Origin of the sequence: Streptomyces sp. NPDC051173 (assembly GCF_040689515.1) — a bacterium.
In the GTDB taxonomy this organism is placed as follows: domain Bacteria; phylum Actinomycetota; class Actinomycetes; order Streptomycetales; family Streptomycetaceae; genus Streptomyces.
Genome location: NZ_JBFBBD010000042.1, coordinates 34,276 through 60,933 on the forward strand (window position 1 = coordinate 34,276; position 26,658 = coordinate 60,933).

Sequence of the window (26,658 nt, forward strand, 5' to 3'; positions counted from 1 at the left end):
GCATGCGCAAGAAGCCCGCCATCGTCGTCGGCCTCCTGGCCGCCGCGGCCCTCGTCTCCTCGGTGCCCGCCCAGGCGGCGCCCGCCCACGCGGCCCGTCCCACCGCGAAGTGCCCCCAGCTCGACAAGAAGCTGACCTGGTTCGGTGACAACCGCGCCAAGCTCCAGAAGATGATCGACGAGCGGGGCACCTGCTCCGGCAAGGGCGGCCCCCGCCCCGTCGCCGCCTTCGACTGGGACAACACCGTCGTCAAGAACGACATCACGGACGCCACGCTCGCCTGGGCTCTGAACCACGACAAGATCCTGCGGCCCAAGAGCTGGCGCGACACCTCCGCCTGGCTGACCCCGGCCGCCGACCGCGCCCTGACCAAGGCGTGCGGCACCGCAGTGCCCGCCGGCCGCCCGCTGCCCACCTCGAAGAACACCGCCTGCGCCGACGAGATCTTCGAGATCCGCGAGAAGTCGCGGACCATGGCCGGCGAGGCCGCCTTCGCGGGCGAGTGGAACCACCGCCGCACCGTGCCCGCCTACGCCTGGATACCCCAGCTCTTCGCCGGCCGGACGCCCGCCACCCTCACCGCGTACGCCGAGCAGGCACGCGCCGAGCAGCTCGCCGCGCCCATCGGTCGCAAGCAGACCGTCGGCACGCACAGCATCGCCGGCTACATCCGCTACTACGACCAGCAGAAGGACCTGATCCGCACGCTGAAGGCCGCGGGCTTCGACGTCTACATCGTCTCCGCCTCCTCCGAGCCGATCGCCGAGGCGTGGTCGGGCGGCGTCGGTCTCGACCGGAAGCACACCATCGGCATCCGCAACGTCCTCGACCGCCACGGCCGCCTCACCACCGGCATCAAGGGCTGCGGCGGCGTCGCGGACGGCCCCGGCGGGGCCCTGCCGTACATGGACGGCAAGCGCTGCATGATCAACCAGGAGATCTTCAAGATCAAGGGCGCGGCCGCCTGGAAGCAGCAGGACCCGGCGCACCGCATCGCCCTCGGCGCGGGTGACGCGGACACCGACGTGACCTTCGTGAACGACGCCACCGGCGCCCACGTCGCGATCAACCGCAACAAGGCCGAGCTGATGTGCCGCGCCTTCGACGACGCGGACGGCCGCTGGGTCGCCAACCCGATGTTCATCGACCCGATGCCGCGCAAGTCGGGCACGTACCCGTGCTCCACGGTGGGCGCCACGAACGACGACGGCAGCCAGGCGCCTGTGCGGCGGGCGGACGGGTCGGTCATTCCGGATCAGGTGGATCTGGCGTCCTAGCCGACGGCTGGTCTTGGCGGGGGCTTTGTTCCCCACCCCGCCCCTTCCCGAAACCGGGGAGACCCCAGACCCCAACCCGGCTTCGCCGAGTGTCCTCAAACGCCGGACGGGCTGAATTGCGCACCCACATCAGCCAAAATCAGCCCGGCCGGCGTTTGAGGCCGCGCCCGCAGGGCGCTCTCCGCCGCAGGCGGCAACGGACCCGCAGCCGGGGGTCTGGGGCACGCGCCCCAGTTCGGGAAGGGGCGGGGCTGGGGAAGAAATAGCCCGGCCGCCGCCGTCACAGAAACGTCTGGCCCTCGCCCCGATACGTCGGGACCGTCCGGGCAACCCGGTCGCCGTCGATCAGGCGCAGCGCCTCGAAGCGTTCGCACAGTTCGCCCGCCTTCGCGTGGCGGAACCACACCTTGTCGCCGACCAGCAGGTCGCCGGCCGGGTGCCCGAGCAGTGGGGTCTGCACCTCGCCCGCGCCCTCGCGCGCGTCGTGGCGCAGGCCCGCCGGGAGGCAGGGTACGGGCAGCCGGTCCCGGCCCGCCGCGCCCGACGCCGGATAGCCGCCGCCCGCCACGGTCACCACACCCGGCCCCGGGCGCCGCACCACCGGCAGCGCGAACAGCGCCGCCGGGCGGCCCCGGAACGAGCTGTAGTGGTCGAACAGGCCCGGCACGAACAACCCCGACCCCGCGGCCACCTCCGTCACCGCGTCCTCCGCCGCGGTGGACGCCACGCTCCCCGTGCCACCGCCGTTGACGAACTCCAGCTCCGCCACCGCCCGTACGGCCCGCACCGCCTCCGCCCGGCGCGCCGCGAGCTCCTTGCGGGCCACCGACTGCATCAGGCGTACGGCCCGGGACCGCAGCGGCCGGCCCGCCACCGCGTCGCCCACGCCCGCCACATGCGCCTCGTACGCCATCAGCCCCACCAGCCGGAAGCCGGGCCGCCGGCCGATCGCCCGCGCCACCTCCGCCAGCCGCACCGGATCGCGCAACGGCGAACGCAGCGCGCCGATCCGCACCCGGCCGCCGAGCAGCCGCAGCGACGTGTCCATCTCCAGGCAGACCCGGATCTCCTCGGACCGCCCGCCTCCGGGGCGTGCCGCGTCGATCAGCGCGAGCTGCGCCGGATCGTCCACGACCACCGTGACCGCGGCCGCCAGCTCGGCGTCCGAGGTCAGCTCGGCGAAGCCCGCCCGGTCCGCCGACGGATACGCCAGCAGAACGTCCGGGAACCCCGACCGCGCCAGCCACAGCGACTCCGCGAGCGAGAAGCTCATCACCCCCGAGAAACCGTCCCGCGCCAGCACCCGCTCCAACAGGGCCCGGCAGCGCACCGACTTGCTCGCCACCCGCACCGGCTTGCCGCCCGCCCGGCGGACCAGATCCCGGGCGTTGGCGTCGAACGCCTGGAGGTCGACCACCGCCAACGGTGCGTCGAGAGCGGCGGTGGCCCGGTCGTAACGGGCCCGATCGGCGGGTGAACCGGCGACACGAGGCGACATGCGCGCAGCTTGCCAGAGGGAGTTCGCCCCTGAACAGGGGCCGGACGACGGCGATGGCCGAGCCCGCCGCCCGCCCCGTAGAGTGACGGGGCGTCCGGACAGGAACCGGCGAGCGGGCTCGCGAGGGGGAGAGCGCAGGTTGACTACGGAAGCGGAGCCACCTCCGACAGGGGTGCGCCCGAATCCCACCCTGAACGAGCTCCCGGTACGCGCCAGGCCCGGCGGTGGACCGGCGCCGTCCGTGCCCCGGCCCCGCCTGCCGTACCCACCGTGCCCGGCCACGCCGCCGCCCGCACCGGCCGAGCCCGCGACCGCCGGCGCGGAGCCGCCCAGGACGTCCGCCCGCAGGACGGCCGCGGCCGCCACCTGCCTGGTCCTCGGCATCGGCCTCATCGTCGGTTCGGTGGCGGGGAGTTGGCTGACGAGCGCGTCGGGACGGCAGTCCGCCGCGGAGCGCGCCTTCGAACGCGGCCGCGCCCTCTGGCACACCCTCCCCGTCGACAGCCTCTTCCCCCGCAGGCTCCACGCCGACCTCGCGGGCCCCGGGGGAGCGGCCCGCGACTGGACCCGCGTCGGCGTCGCCCCCGAGAGCGACTGCGCGGGCGCCTTCGACACCCTCCTCGCGAAGGCGCTCGCCCCCGTGGGCTGCGAGCGGCTGCTCCGCGCCACGTACACCGACGCGACCGCCACCCGCGTGACCACCGTCGGCCTCCTGGTCACCGCCGCCGACGGCACCGGCATGCGTGCCCTGCGCAAGCGCTTCTCCGACGAACGGCTCGACAGGCGCGCCGATCTGATGCCCCGCCCGTACGCCCCCGGGGGCACCGCCGCCGAACACTTCGGTGACGCGCAGCGCGCCAGCTGGCAGATCAGCGTCCTGACCGACCTGCCCGCCGTCGTCTACGCGGTGTCCGGCTTCGCGGACGCCCGCACGGGCACACCCCCGCAGCCGGCCGCGGAGGCGGTCGCCCCCGGAGCCACCACGCCCCCGGCCCAGGCCGGGCTCGGGCACGACGCGACGGCGCTGGCGGACCGCCTGGAACGCGAGCTCCAGCAGGTGGTACGGGGCGGCGGCGCGGACAAGGGGGCCCGGAAGTGAGGGCGTTCACCCGTACCGCGGGCAGCCGCCTCACCGCGGCCTTCGCCTGTGCCGTCGCCTGCGTCGTACTGCCCGCCGGGCCGGCGCGCGCCGACGCGATACGCGCGCAGGAGTGGGCCCTCGACGCCCTGCACACCGAGGACGCGTGGCGGACCACCAAGGGCGCCGGGGTGACCGTCGCCGTCCTCGACACCGGGGTCGACGACGGGCACCCCGACCTCCGGGGGCAGGTGCTGCCGGGCAAGGACCTCGTCGGCTTCGGCGCCGGCCCCGGCGACCGGGCCTGGGCGCGGCACGGCACCGCGATGGCCGGGATCATCGCCGGGCGCGGGCACGGTGACGACGGCTCCGACGGCGTGCTCGGCATCGCGCCCGAGGCGAAGATCCTGCCGGTCCGGGTGATCCTGGAGGACGGCGACCCGGCCCGGCCCAAGGCGCGCGGCGCCCGCGGCGGCGCCCTCGCGGACGGCATCCGCTGGGCCGCCGACCACGGTGCCGACGTGATCAACCTGTCGCTGGGCGACGACAGCGCCACCGCGCACCCCGAACCGCGTGAGGACGCCGCCGTCCAGTACGCGCTGGGCAAGGGCGCCGTCGTCGTCGCCTCGGCGGGCAACGGCGGCGAGGAGGGCGACCACGTCTCCTACCCCGCCGCCTACCCCGGGGTGATCGCGGTCACGGCGGTCGACCGGTACGGCGGCCGCGCCGCGTTCTCCACCCGGCGCTGGTACGCGGCCGTCTGCGCGCCCGGCGTCGACGTGGTGATCGCCGACCCGGACCGGCGCTACTACGAGGGGTGGGGCACGAGCGCGGCCTCCGCCTTCGTCTCCGGGGCGGTGGCTCTCGTACGCGCCGCACATCCCGGCCTGAGCCCGGCCCAGGTCCGCGAACTGATCGTGGACACGGCGAGCGGGGGGCCGCCGGGCGGGCGGGACGACGCGCGCGGGGCGGGCCTTGTGGATCCGGCGGCGGCGATCGCGCGCGGGGCGCGCGTGAACTCACTCCGGGCCGAGGCCCCGCCACCTCGCTTCTTCGGCCCTCCGGGGTCGGAGCCGCCCTCCGAACGCGATGCTTTCCTGTCCCCGGTGCCGTTGGGGGCGGCGGGTGTGGGGGTGCTGTTCCTGATCGCGGCGGCGGTGCTTTGGCGGCGCCGGGGCGTTTAGGCGGTGGCGGGTTTCTTTCCCCAGCCCCGCCCCTTCCCGGCTGCGTCTGATGTGCGGCTCCGCCGGGTGGGGGCAAGCCCCCAGACCCCCGATTTCAGCCCGTCCGGCGTTTGAGGACAACGCGCGAAGCGTGTTGCGGGGTCTGGGGCGCAGCCCCGGTTTCGGGAAGGGGCGGGGTAGGGGAACAAGCCCGCCGCAGGCGCCGGGGGTCTGGGGCGCGAGCCCTGGGGAAAAGGCGTGCAGGCCCCCCGATAGGCTCGGCGCGTGTCCCTCAAGAGCATCCCCGACCCCGGATTCGCCGACGACAACGGCGCAGCCGACCCCGCCCTGACCGCCGCCCTCGCGGCCTGGGCGGACGACCCCGCCGCCGAGCCGGCCGTGCTCGCCGCCCTGCCGGGCGCCCGCCTGCTCGTGCCCGTCGTCGCCGTGCTCGGCGAGGTGGAGACCGGCCCGGACGGGCTGAAGCGCGAGAAGACCAGCGACATGGCCGTGCCGACGCTCCAGGCCCCGGGAGGCCGCAAGGCGCTGCCCGCGTTCACGTCGCTGGAGTCGCTGGCCCGGTGGCGCGCGGACGCCCGCCCCGTGGCCGTACCCCTGCACCAGGCGCTGCAGGCGGCCGCGCACGAGAAGGCGGACACGGTTGTCATCGACCTCGCCGGCCCGGTGCCGTACCAGCTGACCGGCCCCGCCCTGCTCGCCCTGGCCGAGGGGCGGCAGAGCGCGGACCCGCTGGCGGACCCGTCGGTCACGGACGCCCTGCGGGCGGTCCTGGCGGCGCAGCCGGGCGTGCTGCGCGCCCACGTCGCCCCGGCGGCGGACGCGGACGGGACGCTGGCGCTGGCCCTGGTCCCCGGTTCGGCGCCCGCCGAGGTCGTCCAGCGGGTCGCGGAGGCGCTGGCCGCCGACGAGGTGCTGCGCGCGCGGCTCGTACGCGGCCTGGACCTGGCCCTGCTGCCGCCGGGCGCGGACGTCCCGGGGGAGCCCCTCTTCACGCGCTGAGCTCCCACCGCGCCGCCTCCCTGAGCGTCCCGGAACCGGCCGCATGCTCCACCGGTCACGGCTGTGCCCCAACAGGCGACTCGTCATGGATCGTCCGACAATGCGAAGACAGTCCACGATCCTCTGGAGGACGCCATGGACGCCGTCAAGCTGGGGTCGGTGACTCTCGATCCCGTGCAGACGAGAACCGTCGCGGCCGAATTCCTCGGCACCGCGCTGCTGGTTTTCTTCGCTGTCGGATCAGCGGTTCTCGCGGCCGACTACATCGGCGTGCTCGGTATCGCGCTGGCCTTCGGATTCACCCTGCTGGCCCTGGCGTACGCGCTGGGCCCGATCTCGGGCTGCCACGTGAATCCGGCGGTGACGCTCGGTCTGCTGGTGGAGGGCCGCATCACGCTGCGCACGGCCATCGAGTACTGGATCGCCCAGCTGCTCGGCGGCATCGTGGGCGCGGCGGTGCTGTTCCTGCTGGCGAAGCAGGTGCCGGGGCTCAAGACCCACGGTGCCTTCGGCAGCAACGGCTTCGGGGACCGCTCGGCCGTGCACCTCGGCACCGGCGGCGCGTTCCTCGCTGAGGTCGTCCTGACCTTCCTGCTGGTCTTCGTCTATCTGGCGGTGACGCACAAGATCGCCGTGATCGGCTTCGACGGGCTCCCCATCGGCCTGGCCCTCACGGTGATCCACCTGATCGGCATCCCGCTGACGGGCACGTCCGTGAACCCGGCCCGGAGCCTCGGCCCGGCGCTCTTCGCGGGCGGCGGCGCGCTCTCCCAGCTGTGGCTGTTCATCGTCGCCCCGCTGATCGGCGGCGCACTGGCGGCCCTCGCGCACCAGGTCACCCACCCGCGGCAGGGGCCCGCGAACCTTGCGGACGAGCTGACGAAGACGCCGTACCCGGACACCGGCCCGCGCCCCGGCGCGGTGCCCCCGCCGGACGCCGGCCTCGGCCCGGACACACCGCCGCGCCCCGGCGCGGGACCGGGCGCGGGGCCCGGCGCCGGCGTCTGACGGGCGCGGAGGATTACGGCAGGAGCTCAGCCGAAGACGGGGCCGGTGAACTTCTCGCCCGGCCCCTTGCCCGGCTCGTCCGGCACGAGGGACGCCTCGCGGAAGGCCAGCTGGAGCGTCTTCAGGCCGTCGCGCAGCGGACCGGCGTGGAAGTTGCTGATCTCGGTGGAGCCCGCGGTGACCAGGCCGGCGAGCGCGGTGATCAGCTTGCGGGCCTCGTCCAGGTCCTTGTGCCGGTCGCCCTCCTCGGCGAGGCCGAGGTTGACCGCCGCCGCGCTCATCAGGTGCACCGCGACCGTGGTGATCACCTCGACCGCGGGCACGTCCGCGATGTCACGGGTCATGCTGTCGAAGTCCGGCGCCTCGTCGGCGGGGGCGGGCGTGGACTCGGGGGTGGCGTCGCTCATCGTTGCTCTTCCGCTTGTATGGGGTCTCCCGACGCGCGCGGGCGGCGGGACGACGACCAGCGTAGGCGTTGCCCGGAACGGGTCGGCATGCGCACCCACATCAGCCACAGCCGGCCCGTCCGGCAATCGAGGACACCGCCGCGCAGCGGCGGTGCGGACGACGTGGCCCGCGCACCGGTGGGGCTCACCGCGACGCACTGCTATGCTGGATCCCGACCGGCCGGTCACTCGCGTGCCCGGCCCACAAGTGGAGGCTCCGACTCTCCCACCTGACCGACCCACGGTCGGCAGGTCTCCGGTCAGGCGGCGCCCATCGTTCCGTACGGACGATGGAGCTGCCCGATAGATGCGCCCCGCGGCTCGCCGTGGCGGTGCTCCGGTTTCATGGAGCCCCGCCTGTGTCCCGTCCGGGGCGTTTTTCATGCGTCCGGTGCGGTTGGTCTTGACGAAAGACGTTACGTGGCTGTCCGCCAGGCGGCCACGTGGTGCTACCGAGGAGGATCCATCAGCGCCGAGCCCCGCATCAACGACCGGATTCGAGTCCCCGAGGTGCGACTTGTCGGTCCCAGCGGCGAGCAGGTCGGCATTGTGCCGCTTGCCAAGGCCCTGGAGCTTGCGCAGGAGTACGACCTCGACCTCGTCGAGGTGGCGGCCAACGCCCGTCCTCCGGTCTGCAAGCTCATGGACTACGGGAAGTTCAAGTACGAGTCGGCCATGAAGGCCCGTGAGGCGCGCAAGAACCAGGCGCACACGGTCATCAAGGAGATGAAGCTCCGGCCGAAGATCGACCCGCACGACTATGACACCAAGAAGGGTCACGTCGTCCGGTTCCTCAAGCAGGGCGACAAGGTCAAGATCACGATCATGTTCCGTGGTCGCGAGCAGTCCCGGCCGGAGCTCGGCTACCGACTGCTGCAGCGTCTCGCGGAAGACGTCCAGGAGCTGGGGTTCGTCGAGTCGAACCCGAAGCAGGACGGCCGCAACATGATCATGGTCCTCGGTCCGCACAAGAAGAAGACCGAGGCGATGGCCGAAGCCCGCGAGGCGCAGGCCGCCCGCAAGGCGGAGCGCCTGGGTGTTCCCGCCGAGCAGGAGCAGTCCGCCGAGCAGGAGCAGTCCGCCGAGGAGCCCGCAGAGGCGTGATCCACGGGACCGCGAGGTCCTGAGGAGCACCCCCGGGGCCCGCAAGCCCCGGACAGCAACCGAACACAGCTGACGCTCCCGTGCGCCCGGTTCCGGGCTCGGGGGAGTGCCACCGACGAGGAGATACGGCGCGATGCCGAAGAACAAGACGCACTCCGGTGCCAGCAAGCGCTTCAAGATCACTGGCTCCGGCAAGGTCATGCGCGAGCGCGCCGGCAAGCGCCACCTGCTCGAGCACAAGTCGTCCAAGCTGACGCGTCGCCTCACCGGCAACGCCGAGATGGCCCCGGGCGACGCCAAGAAGATCAAGAAGCTTCTCGGCAAGTGACGCTCCGCGCCCCGTCCATACGGGGTGCGCGTCGGACCGGGACCCATTCGAATTCGGGCCGCGTGAGAACGCACCGCGGCCCCGCTACAAGGAGTTAACAAGTGGCACGCGTCAAGCGCGCAGTCAACGCGCACAAGAAGCGTCGGGCGATCCTCGAGGCGGCCAAGGGCTACCGCGGCCAGCGGTCGCGCCTGTACCGCAAGGCCAAGGAGCAGGTCACCCACTCCCTGGTCTACAACTACAACGACCGCAAGAAGCGCAAGGGCGACTTCCGTCAGCTGTGGATCCAGCGCATCAACGCCGCTGCCCGCCAGAACGGCATGACGTACAACCGCCTCATCCAGGGTCTGAAGGCCGCCAACATCGAGGTGGACCGCAAGATCCTGGCCGAGCTCGCGGTCAACGACATGAACGCGTTCGCCGCGCTCGTCGAGGTGGCCCAGAAGGCGCTGCCGGCCGACGTCAACGCGCCCAAGGCTGCCGCCTGATTCTCGGCGCCGTAAGGCAAACGACCGGACCCGCAGGCTTCTGGCCTGCGGGTCCGATCGCGTCCGGGCCCCGATGCACCGGCCCGGCCCGTACCACCCAGCAACCGAAAGTGAGCCCATGGCGGCCCCCGAGCTGACTTCCCTGCGATCGCCCCGCGTCGTCGCGGCCCGTCGGCTGACCAAGCGCAGCTTCCGCGGCAAGGAACGCCGCTTCCTCGCCGAGGGCCCGCAGTCCGTCCGCGAGGCCGTCGAGCACCTGGTCGAGGTGTACGTCACACCGGACGCCGCCGAGCGGCACGCGGACATCGTGGCCACCGCCCACGCCGCCGGTGTGCCCGTGCTGATCGCGACGGACGAGGTCATCGCCGCCATGTCCGACACCGTGACCCCGCAGGGCATCGTCGGTCTGTGCCGCTTCCTCGACTCGCCCTTCGAGGAGATCCTCGCCGCCCGGCCCAAGCTGGTCGCCGTCCTCGCGCACGTACGCGACCCCGGCAACGCCGGCACGGTCCTGCGCTGCGCCGACGCCGCGGGCGCCGACGCCGTGGTGCTCACCGACGCCTCCGTGGACCTCTACAACCCCAAGTCCGTACGGGCCTCCGTCGGTTCGCTCTTCCACCTGCCGGTCGCCGTCGGCGTCCCCGTGGAGCAGGCGGTGCGCGGCCTGAAGGACGCCGGTGTGCGGATCCTGGCCGCCGACGGCGCGGGCGAGCGGGACCTGGACGCGGAGCTGGACAAGGGCACCATGGGCGGGCCCACCGCCTGGGTCTTCGGCAACGAGGCCTGGGGCCTGCCGGAGGAGACGCGGGCGCTGGCCGACGAGGTCGTGCGGGTCCCGATCCACGGAAAGGCCGAGAGCCTGAACCTCGCGACGGCCGCCGCCGTGTGCCTCTACGCGTCTGCCCGTGCGCAGCGTGCACCCGGAGGGTGCCGCTCCGTGACCTTCAGCTAGTAGGGTTGCCCCCCGGGGGTTCGGGAGGGGGTGCGGGTGATGAACGTCAGGACTTCCGGAAGCGTGGCCGACGCGTGTCCGGCCGTGGTTCACGGATCCCGAGGTGCCGGGGGTGCCAGGGACGCGCCCGCGCGCGGCCTGGACGGCCTCGGGCTGGATCCGGACGACCTGCCGGACGGCCTGGTGGTCGCCGACGAGAACGGCCGGGTGACCTGCTTCAACGCCGCGGCCGCCCGCATCACGGCGGTCTCGCCCCGTGAGGCGATGGGCCGGCCGCTGGAGAGCGCCCTGCCCCTGGAGGATCTGGAGGGCCGCCGCTGGTGGTCCCTGACCGATCCCTACGGCGGCCTCGCCACCCGGATCGGCCAGCCCGAGCGCAATCTGCTGCTGCCCGGCGGCCGCGAGGTGCTGGTCTCCGCCCGCTATGTGCGGGAGTCCGCCGGCGGGCCCGTACGCCGCCTGGTCGTCCAGCTGCGCGGCACCGACGCCCGTCGGCGCACCGAGCGCAGCCACGCGGAGCTGATCGCCACCGTCGCCCACGAGCTGCGCTCGCCGCTGACCTCGGTCAAGGGCTTCACGGCGACCCTGCTCGCCAAGTGGGAGCGCTTCACCGACGACCAGAAGCGGCTGATGCTGGAGACCGTCGACGCCGACGCCGACCGCGTCACCCGGCTGATCGCCGAGCTGCTCGACATCTCCCGGATCGACTCCGGGCGTCTGGAGGTGCGCCGCCAGCCCGTCGACATCGTCGCCGCCGTCCAGCGGCACATCACGGCGCACACGGCGGCGGGGCAGCCCGGGGACCGCTTCCACGTCGAGGTCGACGGCCCGCTGCCCGAACTCTGGGCGGATCCGGACAAGATCGACCAGGTTCTGGGCAACCTCCTGGAAAACGCGGTGCGCCACGGCGAGGGACGCGTCACCATAGCGGTGTCACCGGCGCTGACCAAGGCCCGGGCGGAAGGTACGGCGATCACCGTGAGCGATGAGGGGCCGGGCATCCCGGAGGAGTCGATGGGCCGCGTCTTCACCCGCTTCTGGCGGGGCAGCAAGCGCGGCGGCACGGGCCTGGGGCTGTATATCGTCAAGGGCATCGTCGAGGCGCACGGCGGCACGATCACCGTCGGCCGGGCCCCCCGCGGCGGCGCCCGGTTCCGATTTACGTTGCCCGTGGGCGCGCCCGCCTTCCTCTCCCAGAGCTGAGAGCGGAGGGCCGAGCACCGGCCCGCGGGCCCACCCCACCACACGCGCCCTTTAGACTCGACCTTTGGCACCTTTGGCACGACCTTGGCACCAACACAGTCGGGCAAAGCCGCGCAGCGAAGCGAAGCCAGCCGATCGGAAGCACGGGAAGAGATGTCCGCACCCAATAAGTCGTACGACCCTGTCGAGGTCGAGGCACTGAAACCGGAAGAGGTCGAGCGCATGCGCAGCGAGGCGCTCGCCGCCTTCGCCGCCGCCGGTGACCTCGAGGCCCTGCACGAGGCGAAGATCGCCCACACCGGGCCCGCCTCGCCGCTGTCCCTCGCCAACCGTGAGATCGGCGCCCTGCCCCCGCAGGCCAAGGCCGAGGCCGGCAAGCGCGTGGGCATGGCCCGCGGTGCCGTGAACAAGGCCCTCGCCGCCCGCCAGACCGAGCTGGAGGCCGAGCGTGACGCCCGGGTGCTGGTCGAGGAGGCGGTGGATGTCACCGTTCCGTACGACCGCGCGCACACCGGCGCCCGCCACCCGCTGACCACGCTCTCCGAGCGCATCGAGGACGTCTTCGTCGCGATGGGCTACGAGGTCGCGGAGGGCCCCGAGGTCGAGGCGGAGTGGTTCAACTTCGACGCCCTGAACTTCGAGCCCGACCACCCGGCCCGCGCCATGCAGGACACCTTCTTCGTCCAGGGCCAGGGCACCGAGGGCGACGAGTCCGGCGTCGTGCTGCGCACCCACACCTCCCCGGTGCAGGTGCGCTCGATGCTCGACCGCGAGCCCCCCATCTACGTGGTCTGCCCGGGGCGCGTCTACCGCACCGACGAGCTGGACGCCACCCACACCCCGGTCTTCACCCAGGTCGAGCTCCTCGCCATCGACGAGGGCCTGACCATGGCCGACCTCAAGGGCACCATCGAGCACATGGTGCGCTCGCTGTTCGGCGAGGGCCTCACGACGCGGCTGCGCCCCAACTACTTCCCCTTCACCGAGCCCTCCGCCGAGCTGGACATGCAGTGCTATGTCTGCCGCGGTGAATCGGTCGGCAACCCCGAGGCGCCCTGCCGCACCTGCTCCAGTGAGGGCTGGATCGAGCTGGGCGGCTGCGGCATGGTCAACCCCCGGGTGCTGGTCGCCGCGGGCATCGACCCGGAGAAGTACAGCGGATTCGCCTTCGGGTTCGGCATCGAACGGATGCTGATGTTCCGCCACAACGTCGAAGACATGCGAGACATGGTCGAGGGTGACGTGCGCTTCACCCGGCCGTTCGGGATGGAGATCTGATGCGGGTCCCGCTTTCCTGGCTGCGGGAGTACGTCGACCTGCCGGCCGGCACCACCGGCCGCGACGTGCAGGCCAAGCTCGTCGACGCCGGCCTCGAGGTCGAGCGCGTCGAGCAGCTCGGCACGGGCCTGACCGGCCCCCTCGTCGTCGGCAAGGTCCTCACGATCGAGGAGCTGGAGGGCTTCAAGAAGCCCATCCGCTTCTGCACCGTCGACGTCGGCACCGCCAACGGCACCGGCGAGCCGCAGGAGATCGTCTGCGGCGCCCGTAACTTCTCGGTCGGCGACAAGGTCGTCGTCGTGCTGCCCGGCGCCGTGCTGCCCGGCGACTTCGCGATCGCCGCCCGCAAGACGTACGGCAGGACGTCGCACGGCATGATCTGCTCCGGCGAGGAGCTGGGCATGGGCGACGACGGCACGCACGGCATCATCGTGCTGCCGCAGGAGTACGAGCCCGGCACCGACGCCATCGAGCTCCTGGAGCTCGTGGACGAGGTCCTCGACATCGCCGTCACCCCCGACCGGGGCTACTGCCTGTCGATGCGCGGCGTCGCCCGCGAGGCCGCCACCGCCTACGGCCTGCCGCTGCGCGACCCGGCCCTGCTGGACGTGCCCGCGCCCAACAGCTACGGCTACCCCGTCCAGGTCGCCGACCCGGCCGGCTGCGACCGCTTCACCGCGCGCACCGTCACCGGCCTCGACCCCGAGGCGCGCTCGCCGATCTGGCTCCAGCGCAGGCTCCAGAAGGCCGGCATGCGCACGGTCTCGCTCGCCGTCGACGTCACCAACTACGTGATGCTCGAACTCGGCCAGCCGCTGCACGCCTACGACCGGTCCCGCGTCGACGGGCCGATCGGCGTGCGCCGTGCCGAGGCGGGCGAGAAGCTCACCACCCTCGACGGCGTCAAGCGGGTCCTGCACCCCGAGGACCTCGTCATCACCGACAACCGCGGCCCCATCGGCCTCGCGGGCGTCATGGGCGGTGCCGACACCGAGATCGCCGACCACGCGGCCGGCCAGGGCTCCACCGAGATCGTCGTCGAGGCCGCGCACTTCGACCCGGTCTCCGTCGCCCGCGCGGCCCGTCGCCACAAGCTGTCCTCCGAGGCGTCCAAGCGCTTCGAGCGCGGCGTCGACCCGCAGGCCGCCTCCGCGGCGGCGCAGCGCACCGTCGACCTGATGGTGCTGCTGGCGGGCGGCACGGCCGAGGCCGGGGTCACCGAGATCGTCGCCCCCAGCGGGCCGCGCACGATCGCGATGAGCGCCGCCCACCCGGACCGCGTCGCCGGTGTCGAGTACGGCCGGGAGACCGTCGTCCGCCGCCTCCAGCAGGTCGGCTGCGACGTCTACGGGCAGGACGAGCTGATCGTCACCGTGCCCAGCTGGCGCCCCGACCTCACCGACCCCAACGACCTGGCCGAAGAGGTCATCCGGCTCGAGGGCTACGAGAACCTGCCCTCGACCCTGCCGCAGCCGCCCGCCGGCCGCGGGCTGACCGAGCGGCAGCGCCTGCACCGCCGCGTGGGCCGTGCCCTCGCGGGCGCGGGCTACGTCGAGGCCCCGAGCTACCCCTTCCTCGGGGACGCCGCCCTCGACCAGCTCGGCCTGGAGGCCGACGACCCGCGCCGCCTCGTGGTGCGCCTGGTCAACCCGCTCTCCGACACCGAGCCGGCGCTGCGCACGACCCTGCTGCCGGGGCTCTTCGCCGCCCTGCGCCGCAACGACGGCCGCGGCGAGCACGACCTCGCGCTGTTCGAGACCGGGCTGGTCTTCCGGCCGACCGGTGCCGAGCGCCCTGCGGTCCGGCTGCCCGTCGACCGCCGTCCCACCGACGAGGAGATCGCCGGCCTGGACGCCGCGCTGCCCCGGCAGCCGCGCCGCGCCGCCGTCGTCCTCGCCGGTGCGCGCGAGCAGGCCGGCTGGTGGGGCACGGGCCGCCCGTCGACCTGGGCGGACGCCATCGAGGCGGGCCGCGCGGTGGCCCGTGCGGCGGGCGTCGAGCTGATTGTCCGTCAGGACCAGAACGCGCCGTACCACCCGGGCCGCTGTGCCGCGCTGCTCGTCCTGGTCGACGGCGAGGAGGTGCTCGTCGGCAACGCCGGTGAGCTCCACCCGCGCGTCACCAAGGCGTTCGGCCTGCCGGAGCGCACCTGCGCCATGGAGATCGAGCTCGACCTCCTGGAGCGGGCCGGTGCCGGTGCCGTCGAGGCCCCGCACGTGTCCGCCTTCCCGGTGGCCACCCAGGACGTCGCGCTGGTCGTCGACGGCTCCGTCCCGGCCGCCGAGGTCGAGGCCGCGCTGCGGGCCGGCGCGGGCGAACTCCTGGAGTCGCTGCGGCTGTTCGACATCTTCACCGGCGAGCAGCTCGGCGAGGGCAAGAAGTCGCTGGCGTACGCGCTGCGCTTCCGCGCCGCCGACCGCACCCTGACGGCCGACGAGGCAACTGCCGCGCGCGACGCGGCCGTTGCCGCGGCCGTCGAGCGCACGGGCGCGGTGCTGCGCGGCGCGTGACGCCCGCGCGGTGCGGGGGCTGACCAGGGTCTGACCAGGACTGGCCTCCGCGCCCACCGCCACTGACACAGAGGGGCGCATCCGGAACTCCGGGCGCGCCCCTCTGCGTGCCATCGTTCCTGAGTGTCCGAATATCACTCAATAGGGTGGAAATGAAGGCCCTGGTCGTTACTTAGCGGTGAGCTCTCGCGAGAATCAAGCGCGTCATCGCTGCTAGGGGGGCTGACGGCATGATCCGGACAAGGGCGGTGCACTGGCGGAGGAGGGTCGTGCTCGCCCTGCCCGGAGTGTGGGTCCTCGGCGTTCTCGCGTGGGAGCTCCTCGTGCCCCACGGCACCCAGGCCGTCCAACTGCTCGCGGCCGCGCCCGTCATCGCCTGCGCGGGCACCGGCCGGCGCCAGTGCGTCCTGCTCGCCGGCCTCTGCGCGCTCTTCGCGCTCGCCCCCTTCGGCCCCGCCGCCCGGCTCGACCCCGGCCTCAGGGCGGGCACGTGCTGCGCCGTCCTCGCCGTCGCCGCGGCCGCCTACGTCGTCACCCGCCGCAGGCGCCGTCTCGTACGGGACCTGGAGCGCGCCCGCGAGATCGCCGACACCGCCCAGCGGTTGCTGCTGCGCCCCCTGCCGCCCCGGCTCGACGGCATGACGCTCGCGGGCGGCCACCTCTCGGTCAGCGAGGGCACCCTGGTGGGCGGGGATCTGTACGAGGCGCTGGCCACCGCGCACGGCGTCCGCGTCGTCATAGGTGATGTGCGCGGGCACGGCTTCACGGCGATCGCCACCGTCGCCGCCGTGCTCGGCAGCTTCCGCGAGGCGGCGCACGACGAAGCGGACCTGGCGGATGTGCTGCGCCGGCTGGAGCGGGCCCTGCACCGGCACCTGGGGGAGCGGGCCGCGGCCGACAGCAAGGACGCCAAGGACCCCGAGGACGCCAAGGAGCGGTCGCACGGCGAGGAGTTCGTCACCATCCTCCTGCTGGAGGTGAGCGCCGACGGCGTCGTCATGGCCCTCAACTGCGGCCACCCCTGGCCGTACCGCCTCTCCGGCTCCCCCGGCCGCAGGGCCAGGGCCGCGCCGGTGGGGCGTGGTGACCCGCTGCCGCCGCTCGGGCTCTTCCCGCTGCCGCCCCGGCTGCCCGTGACCCGGCTCACCCGGCTGCACTCCGGCGACGTCTTGGTGCTGCACACGGACGGCGCCGAGGACGCACGGGACGCGGCGGGCGCCTTCTTCCCGCTCGCGCGGGCCCTCGCCGAGGCCGCCGCCCACGCCGGGCCCATCGTCCCCGCCGCCGTGGTCGAGCGCGTCCAGGCCGCCCTGCTGCGGCACACGGGCGGTCATCTCTCCGACGACATCGCGCTGTTGGTGCTGCGCAACGACCGGCAGCGCGTCCCCTCCCCGTCACCCGCCGCCCGGCTGGCCCGCTCCGGCGGCAGGCCGCGCAGGCAAGGAGCCGCTCCGTGACAGACGCCCAGGGATCCCCCGGCCCCGCCGCGCCGCCCGGCGCCGTCCGCAGCCTGATCCCCGCCCGGATCGACCGGATGCCCTGGTCCGGCTTCCACACCAGGATGGTCGTGGCGCTCGGCGTCGCCTGGATCCTGGACGGGCTGGAGATCACCGTCGCGGGCGCGGTGGCGGCCGTCCTCACCCGCGCGGACACCCTCCGGCTCTCCTCAGGCGACGCCGGGCTGATCGCCACGGTCTATCTCGTCGGACAGGTGGCCGGGGCGCTGGTCTTCGGGCGGCTCGCGGACCGGCTCGGCCGCCGCAAGCTCTTCCTGCTCACCTTCGGCGTCTATCTCTTCGGCAGCGGCCTGGCGGCGCTGACCCTCGGCCACGGCACCGGGTGGTACGCCTTCCTCTGCTTCACCCGCTTCCTCGCCGGGACGGGCATCGGCGGCGAATACTCCGCCATCAACTCCGCGATCCAGGAGATGGTGCCCGCCCGCTACCGCGGCCGCGTCGACCTCCTGGTCAACGGCACCTACTGGGCGGGCGCGATCCTCGGCACCGTGGCCGAGCTCTGGCTCCTGCACGTGCTCCCGGACCGGCTCGCCTGGCGGGTCGGCTTCCTCCTCGGTCCGCTCCTCGGCCTCGCCGTCTTCCTGATCCGCCGTCATCTGCCGGAGAGCCCGCGCTGGCTGGCCATGCACGGCAGGCCGGAGGAGGCAGAGGAGGCCATCGCCCGCATCGAGGGCGAGGTCGAGCGCGCCGGGCACGTCCTCGCCCCCGTGGCCGACAGCCGGGCGATCCTGCTGACCCAGGCGCCGCGCGCGGGCTATCCCACCCTGCTGCGGCTGCTGTTCAAGCGCTACCCCGCCCGCTCCGTGCTCGGCTCGACCCTGCTGATCACCCAGTCCTTCCTCTACAACTCCATCTTCTTCACCTACACCCTCGTCCTGACGAAGTTCTACGGCATCCACGAGAACCGCGCCCCGCTCTACCTCATCGCCTTCGCCGCCGGGAACCTCCTCGGCCCCGTCCTCCTCGGCCCGCTCTTCGACACAGTCGGCCGCCGCCGCATGATCAGCGGCACCTATCTGTTCTCCGGCTGCGCCCTGGCCGTCACCGCCGCGCTGTTCGAGGCCGACCTGCTGACCGCCGCGAGCCAGACCACCGCCTGGTGCGTGATCTTCTTCTTCGCCTCGGCCGGGGCGTCCGCCGGGTATCTGACGGTCGGCGAGATCTTCCCGCTGGAGGTACGGGGCCAGGCCATCGCCGTCTTCTTCGCCCTCGCCCAGTGCGTGGGCGCCGCCGGGCCCTATCTCTACGGCAGGCTGATCGGCGACGGCAGCGATCGCACCCTGCTCTTCCTCGGCTATCTCCTGGGCGCGGCCGTCATGGTGGCCGGAGGCCTCACCGAGCACTTCCTCGGCATCGACGCCGAGGGCAAGTCCCTGGAGGAGATCGCCACTCCGCTCTCGGCCGCCGGGCCCGTCCCGGAGCGGCCGGATGCCACCGGTGACCCCAACTCCCGAGGGCAGGCTTCCGTTTGACGCACGGCGACGTCCGGTTCACACCCCGTGCGAAGCGATCTCCATTACGCTGATCCCACCGAGCACTTCGGAGGGCAGGATGGAGCCCAACACACTCCTTGACGCCATCCTCGACGAGGCGGGAATTTCCCACGCCGGACTGGCCGCCCATATCAACGCGGCGGGCCGCGCCCGGGGACTGGCACTGCGGTACGAACACACCGCCGTCGCACGCTGGTTGCGCGGCCAGCGCCCGCGGGGCCAGGTGCCGGACCTCATCTGCGAGGTGCTCGGCGAGCGACTGCACCGCGCGCTGACCCTGGACGACATCGGCCTGGGCACCCCCGGCAGCCCCCGGCTGCCCAACACCCCGCTCTCCGGCTTCGTGGAGCGCGCCACCGCCCTGTGGCGCTCCGACGAACAGCAGCGGGAGCACGTCGTCAGCGCCCCCGCGGTGACCGGGACCCCGGCCGTCATCCCCGTCTGGGAGTGGGAGAACCCGCCCGAGGACGCCGATGTCTCCCGGCGCGGCCTCACCCGCGTCTCCATGGACGACATCGAGATGCTCCGCGCCGCCCGCACCCACTACGAGCAGATGTACCGCAAGGCGGGCGGCATCGCGACCCGCGCCCGTGTCGTCGGCTTCCTCAACTCCGAGACGGCGCCCCTGCTCCGCGGCAGCTACACCGACGAGACCGGCCGCCAACTGCACCGCGCCACCGGCGGACTCGTCGCCGTCGCCGGGATCTGCGCCTACGACTCCGACGCGCACGGCCTCGCCCAGCGCTATTTCCACCAGGCGCTGCGCCTGGCGAAGGCCAGCGGGGACCGGGGCCTCGGCGCGTACGTCATCGCCCTCCTCGTCAACCAGTCGCTCTTCATGCGGGAGTACCGGCAGGCGGTCGCGTTCGCCGAGTCGGCGCTGCGGGCCGCGGGCCCGGAGCTCACCCCGGCCCTCGCCGCCGACCTCTACGCCATGCAGGCCAAGGCGTACGCCCGGCTCGGCGACGGCGTCGGCGCGCTCGCCTGCATCCGCCGCGCCGAGAGCGCGGCCGAGCGCATCCGCCGTGGCCAGGAGCCCGCCGAGACCGGCTATGTGCAGCCCGGCCTGGTGAATGTGCAGGTGGCGGAGGCGCTGTTGAGCCTCGGCGACCTCGGACCCGCCCGTGAGCACGCGGACCGGGCCGTCGACACCCCCGCCCACGACCGGGGCCGTGTCCACCGGCTCGCCATGCTCACGCATATCGAGCTGCGTCAAGGAGACGCGGACAAGGCGGTGGCCACCGCGCGGGAGATGACCGAGCAGGCGAGAGGCATGGAGTCGCAGCGCTTACGGGATCGGCTCCGGGCGGTGCGCGAGCACCTGATCGAGAGTGGGTGTGCGGCCACTGCCGAGGCCGCCGAGATGATCGACGGGGCGTTGCGCGTGCCCTTGTGAGGAAAGCGCCCGGGGAGGTGGCCACCTCGGCGGAAGGTGGCAACACGTGCGTTGGAAGAATCTCAGGGAACGGACCGTCTACTCGAACCGCTGGTTCCGGGTCAATCTCGCGGACGTCCAACTCCCCGACGGCCGCCACCTCGACCACTTCCTCATCAGGCTGCGGCCCGTCGCCGTGGCCACGGTGGTCAATGAGGCCAATGAGGTCCTGCTGCTGTGGCGGCACCGCTTCATCACCGACAACTGGGGCTGGGAACTGGCCGCGGGCGTCGTCGAGGACGGCGAGGACCTGGCCTTCGCGGCGGCCCGCGAGATGGAGGAGGAGACCGGCTGGCGGCCCGGCCCCCTGCGGCACCTGATGTCGGTGGAACCGTCCAACGGTCTCACCGACGCCCGCCATCACATCTACTGGTCCGACGAGGCCGAGTACATCGGTGAACCGGAGGACGACTTCGAGTCGGACCGCCGCGAGTGGGTGCCGCTCAAGCTGGTGCCCGACATGATCGGCCGTGGTGAGGTGCCGGCCGCCAACATGGCGGCCGCGCTGCTCCTGCTGCATCACATCCGGCTCGGCTGAGCCTCCCGCCCGGCGTCCGGATTCACGCACACCCCGCGCTCATCGGCCCGCCGCCTGCCAGACGGCGACCGCCAGGGAGGCGACGCCGGTGAGCGCGGCCAGCGAGGGCAACGGCCACCTGCTGTGCTCCAGGGCCCGTACGCGCTCTGCCACCTCGCTGATGTCGCGCTCCGACTGATCGCCGCGCTGGGTGAGGAGGGCGAGGTGGCCGTCGACGCGGACGATGCCGACGTCGAGGCTACGACGGAGCTCCGCGAGCTCAGCCGCTCTGACGGCCTGCTCGGGATGGATGGTCACGGTCCGTACCCCTTCCGGAATGTCTCTCCGTGTGTGTCCGACGAGCAGAGTCAACCGCGTCGGGCCGCTGAGCGGGAGCGTGTGCGGGGGGTATATGCGAGTCACCGCCGCACACCCCGTGTGAGCACGGGTGTGCGGCGGTGACGTTGCGTAGTCCGCGAGGGGTCCGCTCAGTAGGAGTAGAAGCCCGAGCCCGTCTTGCGGCCGAGCCGGCCCGCGTCGACCATGCGCTGGAGCAGCGGGGGAGCGGCGTAGAGCGGCTCCTTGAACTCCTCGTACATGCTGTTCGCCACCGACGCGACCGTGTCCAGGCCGATCAGGTCGGAGAGCTTCAGTGGGCCCATGGGGTGGGCGCAGCCCAGCTCCATGCCGTTGTCGATGTCCTCGCGGCTGGCGATGCCCGACTCGAACATCCGGATCGCGGAGAGCAGATAGGGGATGAGGAGGGCGTTGACGACGAAGCCCGAGCGGTCCTGGGCGCGGATCGCGTGCTTGCCCAGGAGCTGCGCGACCAGGGCCTCGGCGCGCTTGATCGTCTCCTCGCCGGTGGTGAGCGCGGGGATCAGCTCGACGAGCTGCTGCACCGGGGCCGGGTTGAAGAAGTGGATGCCGATGACCTGGTCCGGGCGGGAGGTCGCCACGGCCAGCTTCACCAGCGGGATGGAGGAGGTGTTGGAGGCCAGGATCGCGTCCGGGCGGGTGACGACCTGGTCGAGGACCTGGAAGATCTCGGTCTTCACCTGCTCGTTCTCGACGACGGCCTCGATGACGAGGTCGCGGTCGGCGAACTCGCCCAGGTCGGTGGTGAAGCTCAGCCGGGCGAGCGTGGCGTCGCGCTCGGCCTCGGTGATCTTGCCGCGCTCGGCGGCCTTGCCGAGGGAGTTGGTGAGCCGGGTGCGGCCCAGCTCCAGGGCCTCGCCGGTGGTCTCCGCGACCATGACGTCCAGGCCGGAACGGGCGCACACCTCGGCGATGCCCGCGCCCATCTGGCCGCAGCCCACTACTCCGACGCGTGCGATGTCGGTCGTCACATCGTGCCTTTCGCTGATCTCGGTCGTCCGGCGGCGGCCGTACCTCGCGCCGGGTCCCGGCGCGGAGGACCCCCGGTCCCCGCCTCGTTCCAGACGTTACTCCGCGCCGCGCGGTGCCGAGGGGGCCGGGGCGGGCATGCTCTGTCCGTATGGTGTGACCGATCCGACAAGGAGTGGCCCGCATATGGGGCGTATGAGTCGAAGAGGGTTCACCGTGGCGGCCGCGGGCGTGATGTCCGCGATGCTGGCCACGGGCGAAGCGGCCGCGCTCGACGACGCCGGATCGAGCGGAAGCCGTCCGAAGCGCGAGTTCCGCGGCCTGTGGATCGCCACGGTCGCCAATACCGACTGGCCGTCCGCCCCGGGCCTCGGACCCGCCCGGCAGCAGGCCGAGCTGTGCGCCCTCCTCGACGCCGCGGTGCACAGCCGGCTCAACGCCGTGCTCCTCCAGCTCCGGCCCACCGCCGACGCGTTCTGGCCCTCGCCCTACGAGCCGTGGTCGGAGTATCTGACGGGGACTCAAGGCCGGGACCCGGGCTGGGATCCGCTGGCCTTCGCGGTGCGCGAGGCCCATGAGCGGCGCCTGGAGCTGCACGGCTGGTTCAACCCCTACCGCATCGCCAACCACACCGACCCCGGCCGGCTGGTCCCCACCCACCCCGCGCGGCTGCACCCCGACTGGGTGGTGCCCTACGGCGGGAAGCTCTACTACAACCCCGGCCTGCCCGAGGTGCGGCGCTTCGTGCAGGACGCGATGCTCGACCCCGTCGCCCGCTACGACCTGGACGGCGTGCACTTCGACGACTACTTCTACCCCTACCCGGTGGCGGGGGAGCGGTTCGACGACGACGCGGCGTACGAGCGCTACGGCGCGGGCCACCCCGACCGGGCGGCGTGGCGGCGCGACAACATCGACAAGCTCGTGCGGGAGACGGGGCAGCGCGTCAAGCGGCGCAAGCGGCACGTGCGGTTCGGGATCAGCCCGTTCGCCGTCTGGCGCAACAGCACGACGGATCCCCGGGGTTCGCACACCCGGGCCGGGGTGCAGACCTACGACGACCTGTGCGCCGACACCCGCAAGTGGGTCCGCGAGGAGTGGATCGACTACATCGTGCCGCAGGTCTACTGGCCCATCGGCTTCCCGGCCGCGGACTACGCGGAGCTCGTGCCCTGGTGGGCGCGGACCGTGCGGGGCACCGGCGTGCACCTCTACGTGGGCGAGGCGCTCTACCGCGCGGGCGACCCCACGCAGCCCGCGCCCTGGCAGGACCCGGCCGAGCTCTCCCGCCACCTCACGCTGTGCCGGACACACCGTGAGGTGCTGGGGAACGCCTACTTCTCGGCGAAGCCGCTGCTCGCCGACCGGATCGGGGCGATGGACCGCGTGGTCCGCGACCACTACCCGCGCAGGGTGCGCCCACCGCGGTGAGCGTCCGCGCTACGCGGGCCCGGTCTTCTTGTCGTGGGTCACCACACTGTCCGGCCCCGGCGACATGATCGTCTCGTGGCCGTTCTCCGCGCGGACGCGATACGGGGGCGCACCCTTCGGCCCCAGCACCTCTACGATCTCCACGACGTGGTCCTGTTGCCCGACGGTCCGGCCATGCACGACCAAGCGGTCGCCCTTGCTCGCATGCATCGGCGGTGATCCTTCCGGTCGAGGTTCCACTGGTGCGCTCGGGTGCGGTCAATTCTACGGCGATCGGGGGGATATGGCCCGCTCTACGGGGCATCCGGGGAAGCGCCCGGGCCTTGCCGCGGCGGGTGGGTCCTCGGTCGCCGGACGGGCCGGCCGGACGCGCGGCGGGCGGACGATCACGTGCGGCGACTGGGGACACGGTGGTGCGGACGGACGGCCCGCAGGTTCACGACACGGCCCGCCGGGCGGCTACCCGCGCGTCCGCTGCGTGACCGCGATGCAGACCAGCACCGCCACCGCGGCGACGGGCGCGGCCGGCGACAGCCGTTCGCCGAGCAGGGACACGGACCACACCAGCGTCAGCAGCGGCTGCGCGAGCTGGAGCTGGCTCGCCCTGGCCACGCCGATCGCGGCCATCCCGCGGTACCACACCAGCATGCCCAGGAACTGCGACCCCGCCGCCAGCCACAGCAGCCCGGCGACGGTGTGCCCGGTCAGATGCGCGGGCTCCGCGTACAGGGCCGCCGCCGCGCCCGCCACGGCCACCGGCAGGCAGCCGACGAGCGCCCAGCCGATCACCTGCCACCCCGGCATCTCCCGCGCCAGCCTGCCGCCCTCCGCGTAGCCCGCCGCGCACACCAGCAGAGCGGCGAAGAGGTAGAGGTCGCCGAGCGTCGGCGTGCCACCGCTCTGTTGCAGGGCGAAGCCGATGACGACGGCCGCCCCCGCCAGCGCCGCCACCCAGAAGGCCCGCGAGTGCCGGGTGCGGGTCCGCACCGCGGAGTACGCGGCCGTGGTCAGCGGCAGCAGGCCCACGACCACCGCGGCGTGCGAGGTCGTCGACGTCCGCAGGGCCAGCGTCGTCAGCAGCGGGAAGCCGACGACGGTGCCGCCGGCCACCGCGAACAGCCCCGGCCAGTGCCGGCGCGCGGGCGGCGGCACCCGCCCCGCCAGCAGGAAGCCCGCCGCGATCAGCCCGGCCAGCACCATCCGGCACGTGGTGACGGACCAGGGGCCGAGCCCCTCCAGCGCCCAGGCCGTCGCGGGGAAGGTCAGGGAGAAGGCGGCCACACCGGCGGCCGCGAGCAGCACGCCGCCCGTGGCGGGGCGGACCCGGCCCGTACGGCCCGCGTCACTCCCCGGTGCGGCCCCTGCGGCGGCCGGACCGTTCACTGCTATCGCCGCGGCGCGAGTAGCGATATCTTTCACTCTCATGCATGAGCGTAACAGCGCTGCTGAACTGGCAGGAACCCTGCGCGGGGAACTGAACCGCTACTCACCAGGTGAGAAGCTGCCGTCGAGCCGCGCCCTCGTCGAGCGCTTCCGCGTCAGCCCCGTGACCGTCTCGCGGGCCCTCGCCGCGCTGGCCGCGGAGGGCCTGGTCGTGACCCGCCCGGGCGCGGGCGCCTTCCGGGCCGTGCCGCCCGCCGCCCCCGCCCGCCCCAGTGACACCTCCTGGCAGGAGGTCGCGCTCAGCGCCGGGCAGGCCGGGGACGCCGTGCCCCGCACCGTCGACGCCACCGGCGTGCTGACCACGCTCGCCGAACCGCCGCCCGGCGTCATCGAGCTCAGCGGCGGCTACCTCCACCACACCCTCCAGCCCGAGCGGGCCCTCGCCGCCGCCCTCGCCCGGGCGGGCCGCCGCCCCGGCGCCTGGGGCCGTCCGCCGCTGGAAGGCGTCGCCGAGCTGCGCGCGTGGTTCGCCCGGGAGATCGGCGGCCCGGCCGGCACGGTCGCGCCTTCCGAGGTGCTGATCACCGCGGGCGGCCAGAGCGCGCTCACGACCGCCCTGCGCGCCCTGGCCCCGCCCGGCGCCCCCGTGCTCGTCGAGTCCCCGACCTACCCCGGCATGCTCGCCGCCGCACGCGCCTCCGGGCTGCGGCTCGTGCCCGTGCCGACCGACGCCAGAGGGGTGCGGACCGACCTGCTCGCCGCGGCGTTCCGGGCCGGCGGCGCCCGCGTCTTCGTCTGCCAGCCGCTCTTCCAGAACCCCACCGGAGCCGTGCTGGCCGACGACCGGCGCCGCGAGGTCGTCCGGATCGCCCGCGAGGCCGGCGCCTTCGTCGTCGAGGACGACTTCGCCCGCCGCCTCGCTCACGAGGACGCCCCGCCGCTGCCGTCCACACTCGCCGCGGAGGACCCCGACGGCATCGTCGTCCACGTCTGCTCCCTGACCAAGGCCACCTCGCCGAGCCTGCGCGTCGGCGCCCTCGCCGCCCGGGGCCCGGTGCTGGAGCGGCTGCGGGCCATCCAGGTCGTCGACAGCTTCTTCGTGCCCCGCCCGCTCCAGGAGGCCGCGCTCGAACTCGTCGGCTCGCCCGCCTGGCCCCGCCACCACCGCACGGTCGCGGCCGCGCTGCGCACCCGGCGCGAGGCGCTGCTCACCGCCCTGCGGCAGGAACTGCCCGCGCTGGAGGTGGAGTTCGTGCCGCCCGGCGGCTTCCACGTCTGGGCGCGGCTGCCGGACGGGGCGGACGAGGCGGCCCTGGCGGCCGCGGCGCTGCGCGCGGGGGTCGCCGTCGCCCCCGGACGCCCCTACTACGCCGCCGAGTCCTCCGCGCCGCACCTGCGCCTCAGCTTCGCCGCGGTGGCCGGCACGGCCGAACTCGCCGAAGGCGTACGCCGGCTGGGCGCCGCGTGTCGTGAGGTGCTGACGTGACCGGGCGGGATCGCGGGGTCTCGGTGCGTCTGGCCGCCGTTCAGGCGATCATGGAAGCAACAGGGCGACGCCGACACGGTGTCCGGTGTCCGCGGACACCGCCTAGAGTCGGGGCATGGCTTCAGACGACGAGACCGGGACGGTACGGGTCGACAGCTGGATCTGGTCCGTACGGCTCACCAAGACACGCTCCCAGGCCGCCACCGCCTGCCGCGCGGGCCACGTCCGCGTCAACGGCGAACGCGCCAAACCCGCCCAGACGGTGCGCTCCGGCGACGAGGTGCGGCTCCGGCTGGCCGGGCACGAACGGATCGTCGTCGTCTCCCGGATCATCCGCAAGCGGGTCGGTGCCCCCGTCGCCGCGGAGTGCTACGTCGACAACAGCCCGCCCCCGCCGCCCGTCGCGCTCGCGGCCGTCCCCGTACGCGACCGCGGCGCGGGCCGCCCCACGAAGCGGGACCGCCGCGAACTGGAGCGCCTCCAGGGGGACAGGTAGGGGACGGGTAGGGGCAGGTAGGGACAGCGCGAAAACCGCGAACAGCGTGCTCGCGCTGTTCGCGGTTGATGGGGCAGGGGGTCCGCCCTGCCCTGGTGCCTCGGTCGCTCCGGGTCAGTATGCGGAGTTGACGTTGTCCATGGAGCCGTAGGTCTTGGCGGCGTAGTTGCAGGAGGCGACGATGTTGGCGACCGGGTCGT

Annotated in this window: 25 protein-coding genes and 1 pseudogene; 19 read left to right on the top strand and 7 right to left on the bottom strand. The window is 73.4% G+C overall.

The features are described 5' to 3' along the window. The first annotated feature begins 2 nt into the window (after positions 1-2). On the top strand, positions 3-1,277 hold the full coding sequence (locus AB0435_RS21745) for a haloacid dehalogenase-like hydrolase (protein WP_366003159.1): 1,275 nt from the start codon (positions 3-5) through the stop codon (positions 1,275-1,277). Positions 1,278-1,557: 280 nt separating this feature from the next. Here AB0435_RS21745 and AB0435_RS21750 read toward each other — a convergent pair whose 3' ends face one another. Then, entirely contained in the window at positions 1,558-2,775 is a 1,218-nt protein-coding gene (locus tag AB0435_RS21750) for an amino acid deaminase/aldolase (RefSeq protein ID WP_366003160.1), read from the bottom strand. A 241-nt stretch (positions 2,776-3,016) separates the two neighbouring features. Between AB0435_RS21750 and AB0435_RS21755 the strand changes: the two genes are divergently transcribed. From AB0435_RS21755 to AB0435_RS21770, 4 genes are all read left to right on the top strand, one after another. Beyond that, entirely contained in the window at positions 3,017-3,874 is an 858-nt protein-coding gene (locus AB0435_RS21755; protein ID WP_366427740.1) for a hypothetical protein, read from the top strand. A 68-nt stretch (positions 3,875-3,942) separates the two neighbouring features. Continuing rightward, the gene (mycP, locus tag AB0435_RS21760) at positions 3,943-5,037 is read left to right on the top strand and encodes a type VII secretion-associated serine protease mycosin (RefSeq protein ID WP_366427748.1); all 1,095 of its coding nucleotides are present in this window, start codon (positions 3,943-3,945) and stop codon (positions 5,035-5,037) included. A gap of 264 nt (positions 5,038-5,301) precedes the next feature. Beyond that, positions 5,302-6,036 (top strand): SseB family protein, encoded by a 735-nt coding sequence (locus tag AB0435_RS21765; protein ID WP_366003162.1) that lies wholly within the window; start codon positions 5,302-5,304, stop codon positions 6,034-6,036. A 174-nt stretch (positions 6,037-6,210) separates the two neighbouring features. Beyond that, positions 6,211-7,044 carry an MIP family channel protein gene (locus tag AB0435_RS21770; RefSeq protein WP_366003188.1) on the top strand — a complete coding sequence of 278 codons (834 nt, stop codon included), beginning with the start codon at positions 6,211-6,213 and terminating at the stop codon, positions 7,042-7,044. A 26-nt stretch (positions 7,045-7,070) separates the two neighbouring features. On the opposite strand, the gene AB0435_RS21775 is transcribed toward AB0435_RS21770, so the two are convergent. After that, on the bottom strand, positions 7,071-7,451 hold the full coding sequence (locus tag AB0435_RS21775) for a DUF1844 domain-containing protein (RefSeq protein ID WP_366003163.1): 381 nt from the start codon (positions 7,449-7,451) through the stop codon (positions 7,071-7,073). 459 nt (positions 7,452-7,910) lie between these two features. On the opposite strand from AB0435_RS21775, the gene infC reads away from it, so the two are divergent. The 11 genes from infC (at position 7,911) to AB0435_RS21830 (ending at position 20,336) form a co-directional block, all read left to right on the top strand. After that, the gene (infC, locus tag AB0435_RS21780) at positions 7,911-8,594 is read left to right on the top strand and encodes a translation initiation factor IF-3 (protein WP_366003164.1); all 684 of its coding nucleotides are present in this window, start codon (positions 7,911-7,913) and stop codon (positions 8,592-8,594) included. Between the two features lie 133 nt (positions 8,595-8,727). Then, a complete protein-coding gene (rpmI, locus tag AB0435_RS21785) occupies positions 8,728-8,922 on the top strand; it encodes a 50S ribosomal protein L35 (protein WP_071964711.1) in 195 nt (64 codons plus the stop codon). 101 nt (positions 8,923-9,023) lie between these two features. Then, positions 9,024-9,410: a 50S ribosomal protein L20 gene (rplT, locus tag AB0435_RS21790; protein WP_102921913.1), complete on the top strand. Its 387-nt coding sequence runs from the start codon at positions 9,024-9,026 to the stop codon at positions 9,408-9,410. Positions 9,411-9,528: 118 nt separating this feature from the next. Continuing rightward, positions 9,529-10,362: an RNA methyltransferase gene (locus tag AB0435_RS21795; protein ID WP_366003165.1), complete on the top strand. Its 834-nt coding sequence runs from the start codon at positions 9,529-9,531 to the stop codon at positions 10,360-10,362. Positions 10,363-10,401: 39 nt separating this feature from the next. Continuing rightward, positions 10,402-11,565 (top strand): ATP-binding protein, encoded by a 1,164-nt coding sequence (locus tag AB0435_RS21800; protein ID WP_366003166.1) that lies wholly within the window; start codon positions 10,402-10,404, stop codon positions 11,563-11,565. Between the two features lie 153 nt (positions 11,566-11,718). Beyond that, a complete protein-coding gene (gene pheS / locus AB0435_RS21805) occupies positions 11,719-12,843 on the top strand; it encodes a phenylalanine--tRNA ligase subunit alpha (RefSeq protein WP_366003167.1) in 1,125 nt (374 codons plus the stop codon). Next, positions 12,843-15,353 carry a phenylalanine--tRNA ligase subunit beta gene (gene pheT, locus AB0435_RS21810; RefSeq protein WP_366427741.1) on the top strand — a complete coding sequence of 837 codons (2,511 nt, stop codon included), beginning with the start codon at positions 12,843-12,845 and terminating at the stop codon, positions 15,351-15,353. The genes pheS and pheT overlap by 1 nt, the downstream gene beginning before the upstream one ends. A 230-nt stretch (positions 15,354-15,583) precedes the next feature. Continuing rightward, positions 15,584-16,810, top strand: coding sequence for a PP2C family protein-serine/threonine phosphatase (locus AB0435_RS21815; protein ID WP_366003169.1), 1,227 nt, complete (start codon positions 15,584-15,586; stop codon positions 16,808-16,810). Next, positions 16,807-18,342 carry an MFS transporter gene (locus AB0435_RS21820; RefSeq protein ID WP_366427742.1) on the top strand — a complete coding sequence of 512 codons (1,536 nt, stop codon included), beginning with the start codon at positions 16,807-16,809 and terminating at the stop codon, positions 18,340-18,342. The genes AB0435_RS21815 and AB0435_RS21820 overlap by 4 nt, the downstream gene beginning before the upstream one ends. A 79-nt stretch (positions 18,343-18,421) precedes the next feature. Further along, positions 18,422-19,759, top strand: a complete 1,338-nt coding sequence (locus AB0435_RS21825) for a transcriptional regulator (RefSeq protein ID WP_366003171.1) — start codon at positions 18,422-18,424, stop codon at positions 19,757-19,759. A gap of 46 nt (positions 19,760-19,805) precedes the next feature. Next, complete coding sequence (locus AB0435_RS21830) at positions 19,806-20,336, top strand: NUDIX hydrolase (protein WP_116210818.1); 531 nt, start codon at positions 19,806-19,808, stop codon at positions 20,334-20,336. A gap of 39 nt (positions 20,337-20,375) precedes the next feature. Here AB0435_RS21830 and AB0435_RS21835 read toward each other — a convergent pair whose 3' ends face one another. Beyond that, complete coding sequence (locus AB0435_RS21835) at positions 20,376-20,633, bottom strand: hypothetical protein (RefSeq protein ID WP_366427743.1); 258 nt, start codon at positions 20,631-20,633, stop codon at positions 20,376-20,378. Positions 20,634-20,803: 170 nt separating this feature from the next. After that, positions 20,804-21,664: a 3-hydroxybutyryl-CoA dehydrogenase gene (locus tag AB0435_RS21840; RefSeq protein ID WP_366003173.1), complete on the bottom strand. Its 861-nt coding sequence runs from the start codon at positions 21,662-21,664 to the stop codon at positions 20,804-20,806. 184 nt (positions 21,665-21,848) lie between these two features. Here AB0435_RS21840 and AB0435_RS21845 point away from each other — a divergent pair, with 184 nt between their 5' ends. Then, a complete protein-coding gene (locus AB0435_RS21845) occupies positions 21,849-23,093 on the top strand; it encodes a family 10 glycosylhydrolase (RefSeq protein ID WP_366427744.1) in 1,245 nt (414 codons plus the stop codon). A 9-nt stretch (positions 23,094-23,102) separates the two neighbouring features. On the opposite strand, the gene AB0435_RS21850 is transcribed toward AB0435_RS21845, so the two are convergent. Then, positions 23,103-23,303, bottom strand: coding sequence for a DUF1918 domain-containing protein (locus AB0435_RS21850; protein WP_366003175.1), 201 nt, complete (start codon positions 23,301-23,303; stop codon positions 23,103-23,105). 249 nt (positions 23,304-23,552) lie between these two features. Next, positions 23,553-24,518 (bottom strand): DMT family transporter, encoded by a 966-nt coding sequence (locus tag AB0435_RS21855; protein ID WP_366427745.1) that lies wholly within the window; start codon positions 24,516-24,518, stop codon positions 23,553-23,555. Here AB0435_RS21855 and AB0435_RS21860 point away from each other — a divergent pair. Together AB0435_RS21860 and AB0435_RS21865 are read left to right on the top strand one after the other, a co-directional pair. Beyond that, on the top strand, positions 24,517-25,962 hold the full coding sequence (locus AB0435_RS21860) for a PLP-dependent aminotransferase family protein (protein ID WP_366427746.1): 1,446 nt from the start codon (positions 24,517-24,519) through the stop codon (positions 25,960-25,962). The genes AB0435_RS21855 and AB0435_RS21860 overlap by 2 nt on opposite strands. 115 nt (positions 25,963-26,077) lie before the next feature. Next, complete coding sequence (locus AB0435_RS21865; protein ID WP_366003179.1) at positions 26,078-26,458, top strand: RNA-binding S4 domain-containing protein; 381 nt, start codon at positions 26,078-26,080, stop codon at positions 26,456-26,458. 114 nt (positions 26,459-26,572) lie between these two features. On the opposite strand, the pseudogene AB0435_RS21870 reads toward AB0435_RS21865, so the two are convergent. Beyond that, positions 26,573-26,658: pseudogene (locus AB0435_RS21870) on the bottom strand (lytic transglycosylase); the annotation flags it as partial.

What these genes read in the sequence shown, in the direction of transcription:
- AB0435_RS21850 (WP_366003175.1), bottom strand. Translation starts at nt 23,303, where the DNA reads ATGCATGCGAGCAAGGGCGACCGCTTGGTCGTGCATGGCCGGACCGTC.
- AB0435_RS21800 (WP_366003166.1), top strand. Translation starts at nt 10,402, where the DNA reads ATGAACGTCAGGACTTCCGGAAGCGTGGCCGACGCGTGTCCGGCCGTG.
- rpmI (WP_071964711.1), top strand. Translation starts at nt 8,728, where the DNA reads ATGCCGAAGAACAAGACGCACTCCGGTGCCAGCAAGCGCTTCAAGATC.
- AB0435_RS21865 (WP_366003179.1), top strand. Translation starts at nt 26,078, where the DNA reads ATGGCTTCAGACGACGAGACCGGGACGGTACGGGTCGACAGCTGGATC.
- AB0435_RS21855 (WP_366427745.1), bottom strand. Translation starts at nt 24,518, where the DNA reads ATGAGAGTGAAAGATATCGCTACTCGCGCCGCGGCGATAGCAGTGAAC.
- AB0435_RS21825 (WP_366003171.1), top strand. Translation starts at nt 18,422, where the DNA reads ATGGAGCCCAACACACTCCTTGACGCCATCCTCGACGAGGCGGGAATT.
- AB0435_RS21815 (WP_366003169.1), top strand. Translation starts at nt 15,584, where the DNA reads ATGATCCGGACAAGGGCGGTGCACTGGCGGAGGAGGGTCGTGCTCGCC.
- AB0435_RS21860 (WP_366427746.1), top strand. Translation starts at nt 24,517, where the DNA reads ATGCATGAGCGTAACAGCGCTGCTGAACTGGCAGGAACCCTGCGCGGG.
- AB0435_RS21750 (WP_366003160.1), bottom strand. Translation starts at nt 2,775, where the DNA reads ATGTCGCCTCGTGTCGCCGGTTCACCCGCCGATCGGGCCCGTTACGAC.
- AB0435_RS21745 (WP_366003159.1), top strand. Translation starts at nt 3, where the DNA reads ATGCGCAAGAAGCCCGCCATCGTCGTCGGCCTCCTGGCCGCCGCGGCC.
- pheT (WP_366427741.1), top strand. Translation starts at nt 12,843, where the DNA reads ATGCGGGTCCCGCTTTCCTGGCTGCGGGAGTACGTCGACCTGCCGGCC.
- AB0435_RS21775 (WP_366003163.1), bottom strand. Translation starts at nt 7,451, where the DNA reads ATGAGCGACGCCACCCCCGAGTCCACGCCCGCCCCCGCCGACGAGGCG.
- AB0435_RS21845 (WP_366427744.1), top strand. Translation starts at nt 21,849, where the DNA reads ATGGGGCGTATGAGTCGAAGAGGGTTCACCGTGGCGGCCGCGGGCGTG.
- AB0435_RS21795 (WP_366003165.1), top strand. Translation starts at nt 9,529, where the DNA reads ATGGCGGCCCCCGAGCTGACTTCCCTGCGATCGCCCCGCGTCGTCGCG.
- pheS (WP_366003167.1), top strand. Translation starts at nt 11,719, where the DNA reads ATGTCCGCACCCAATAAGTCGTACGACCCTGTCGAGGTCGAGGCACTG.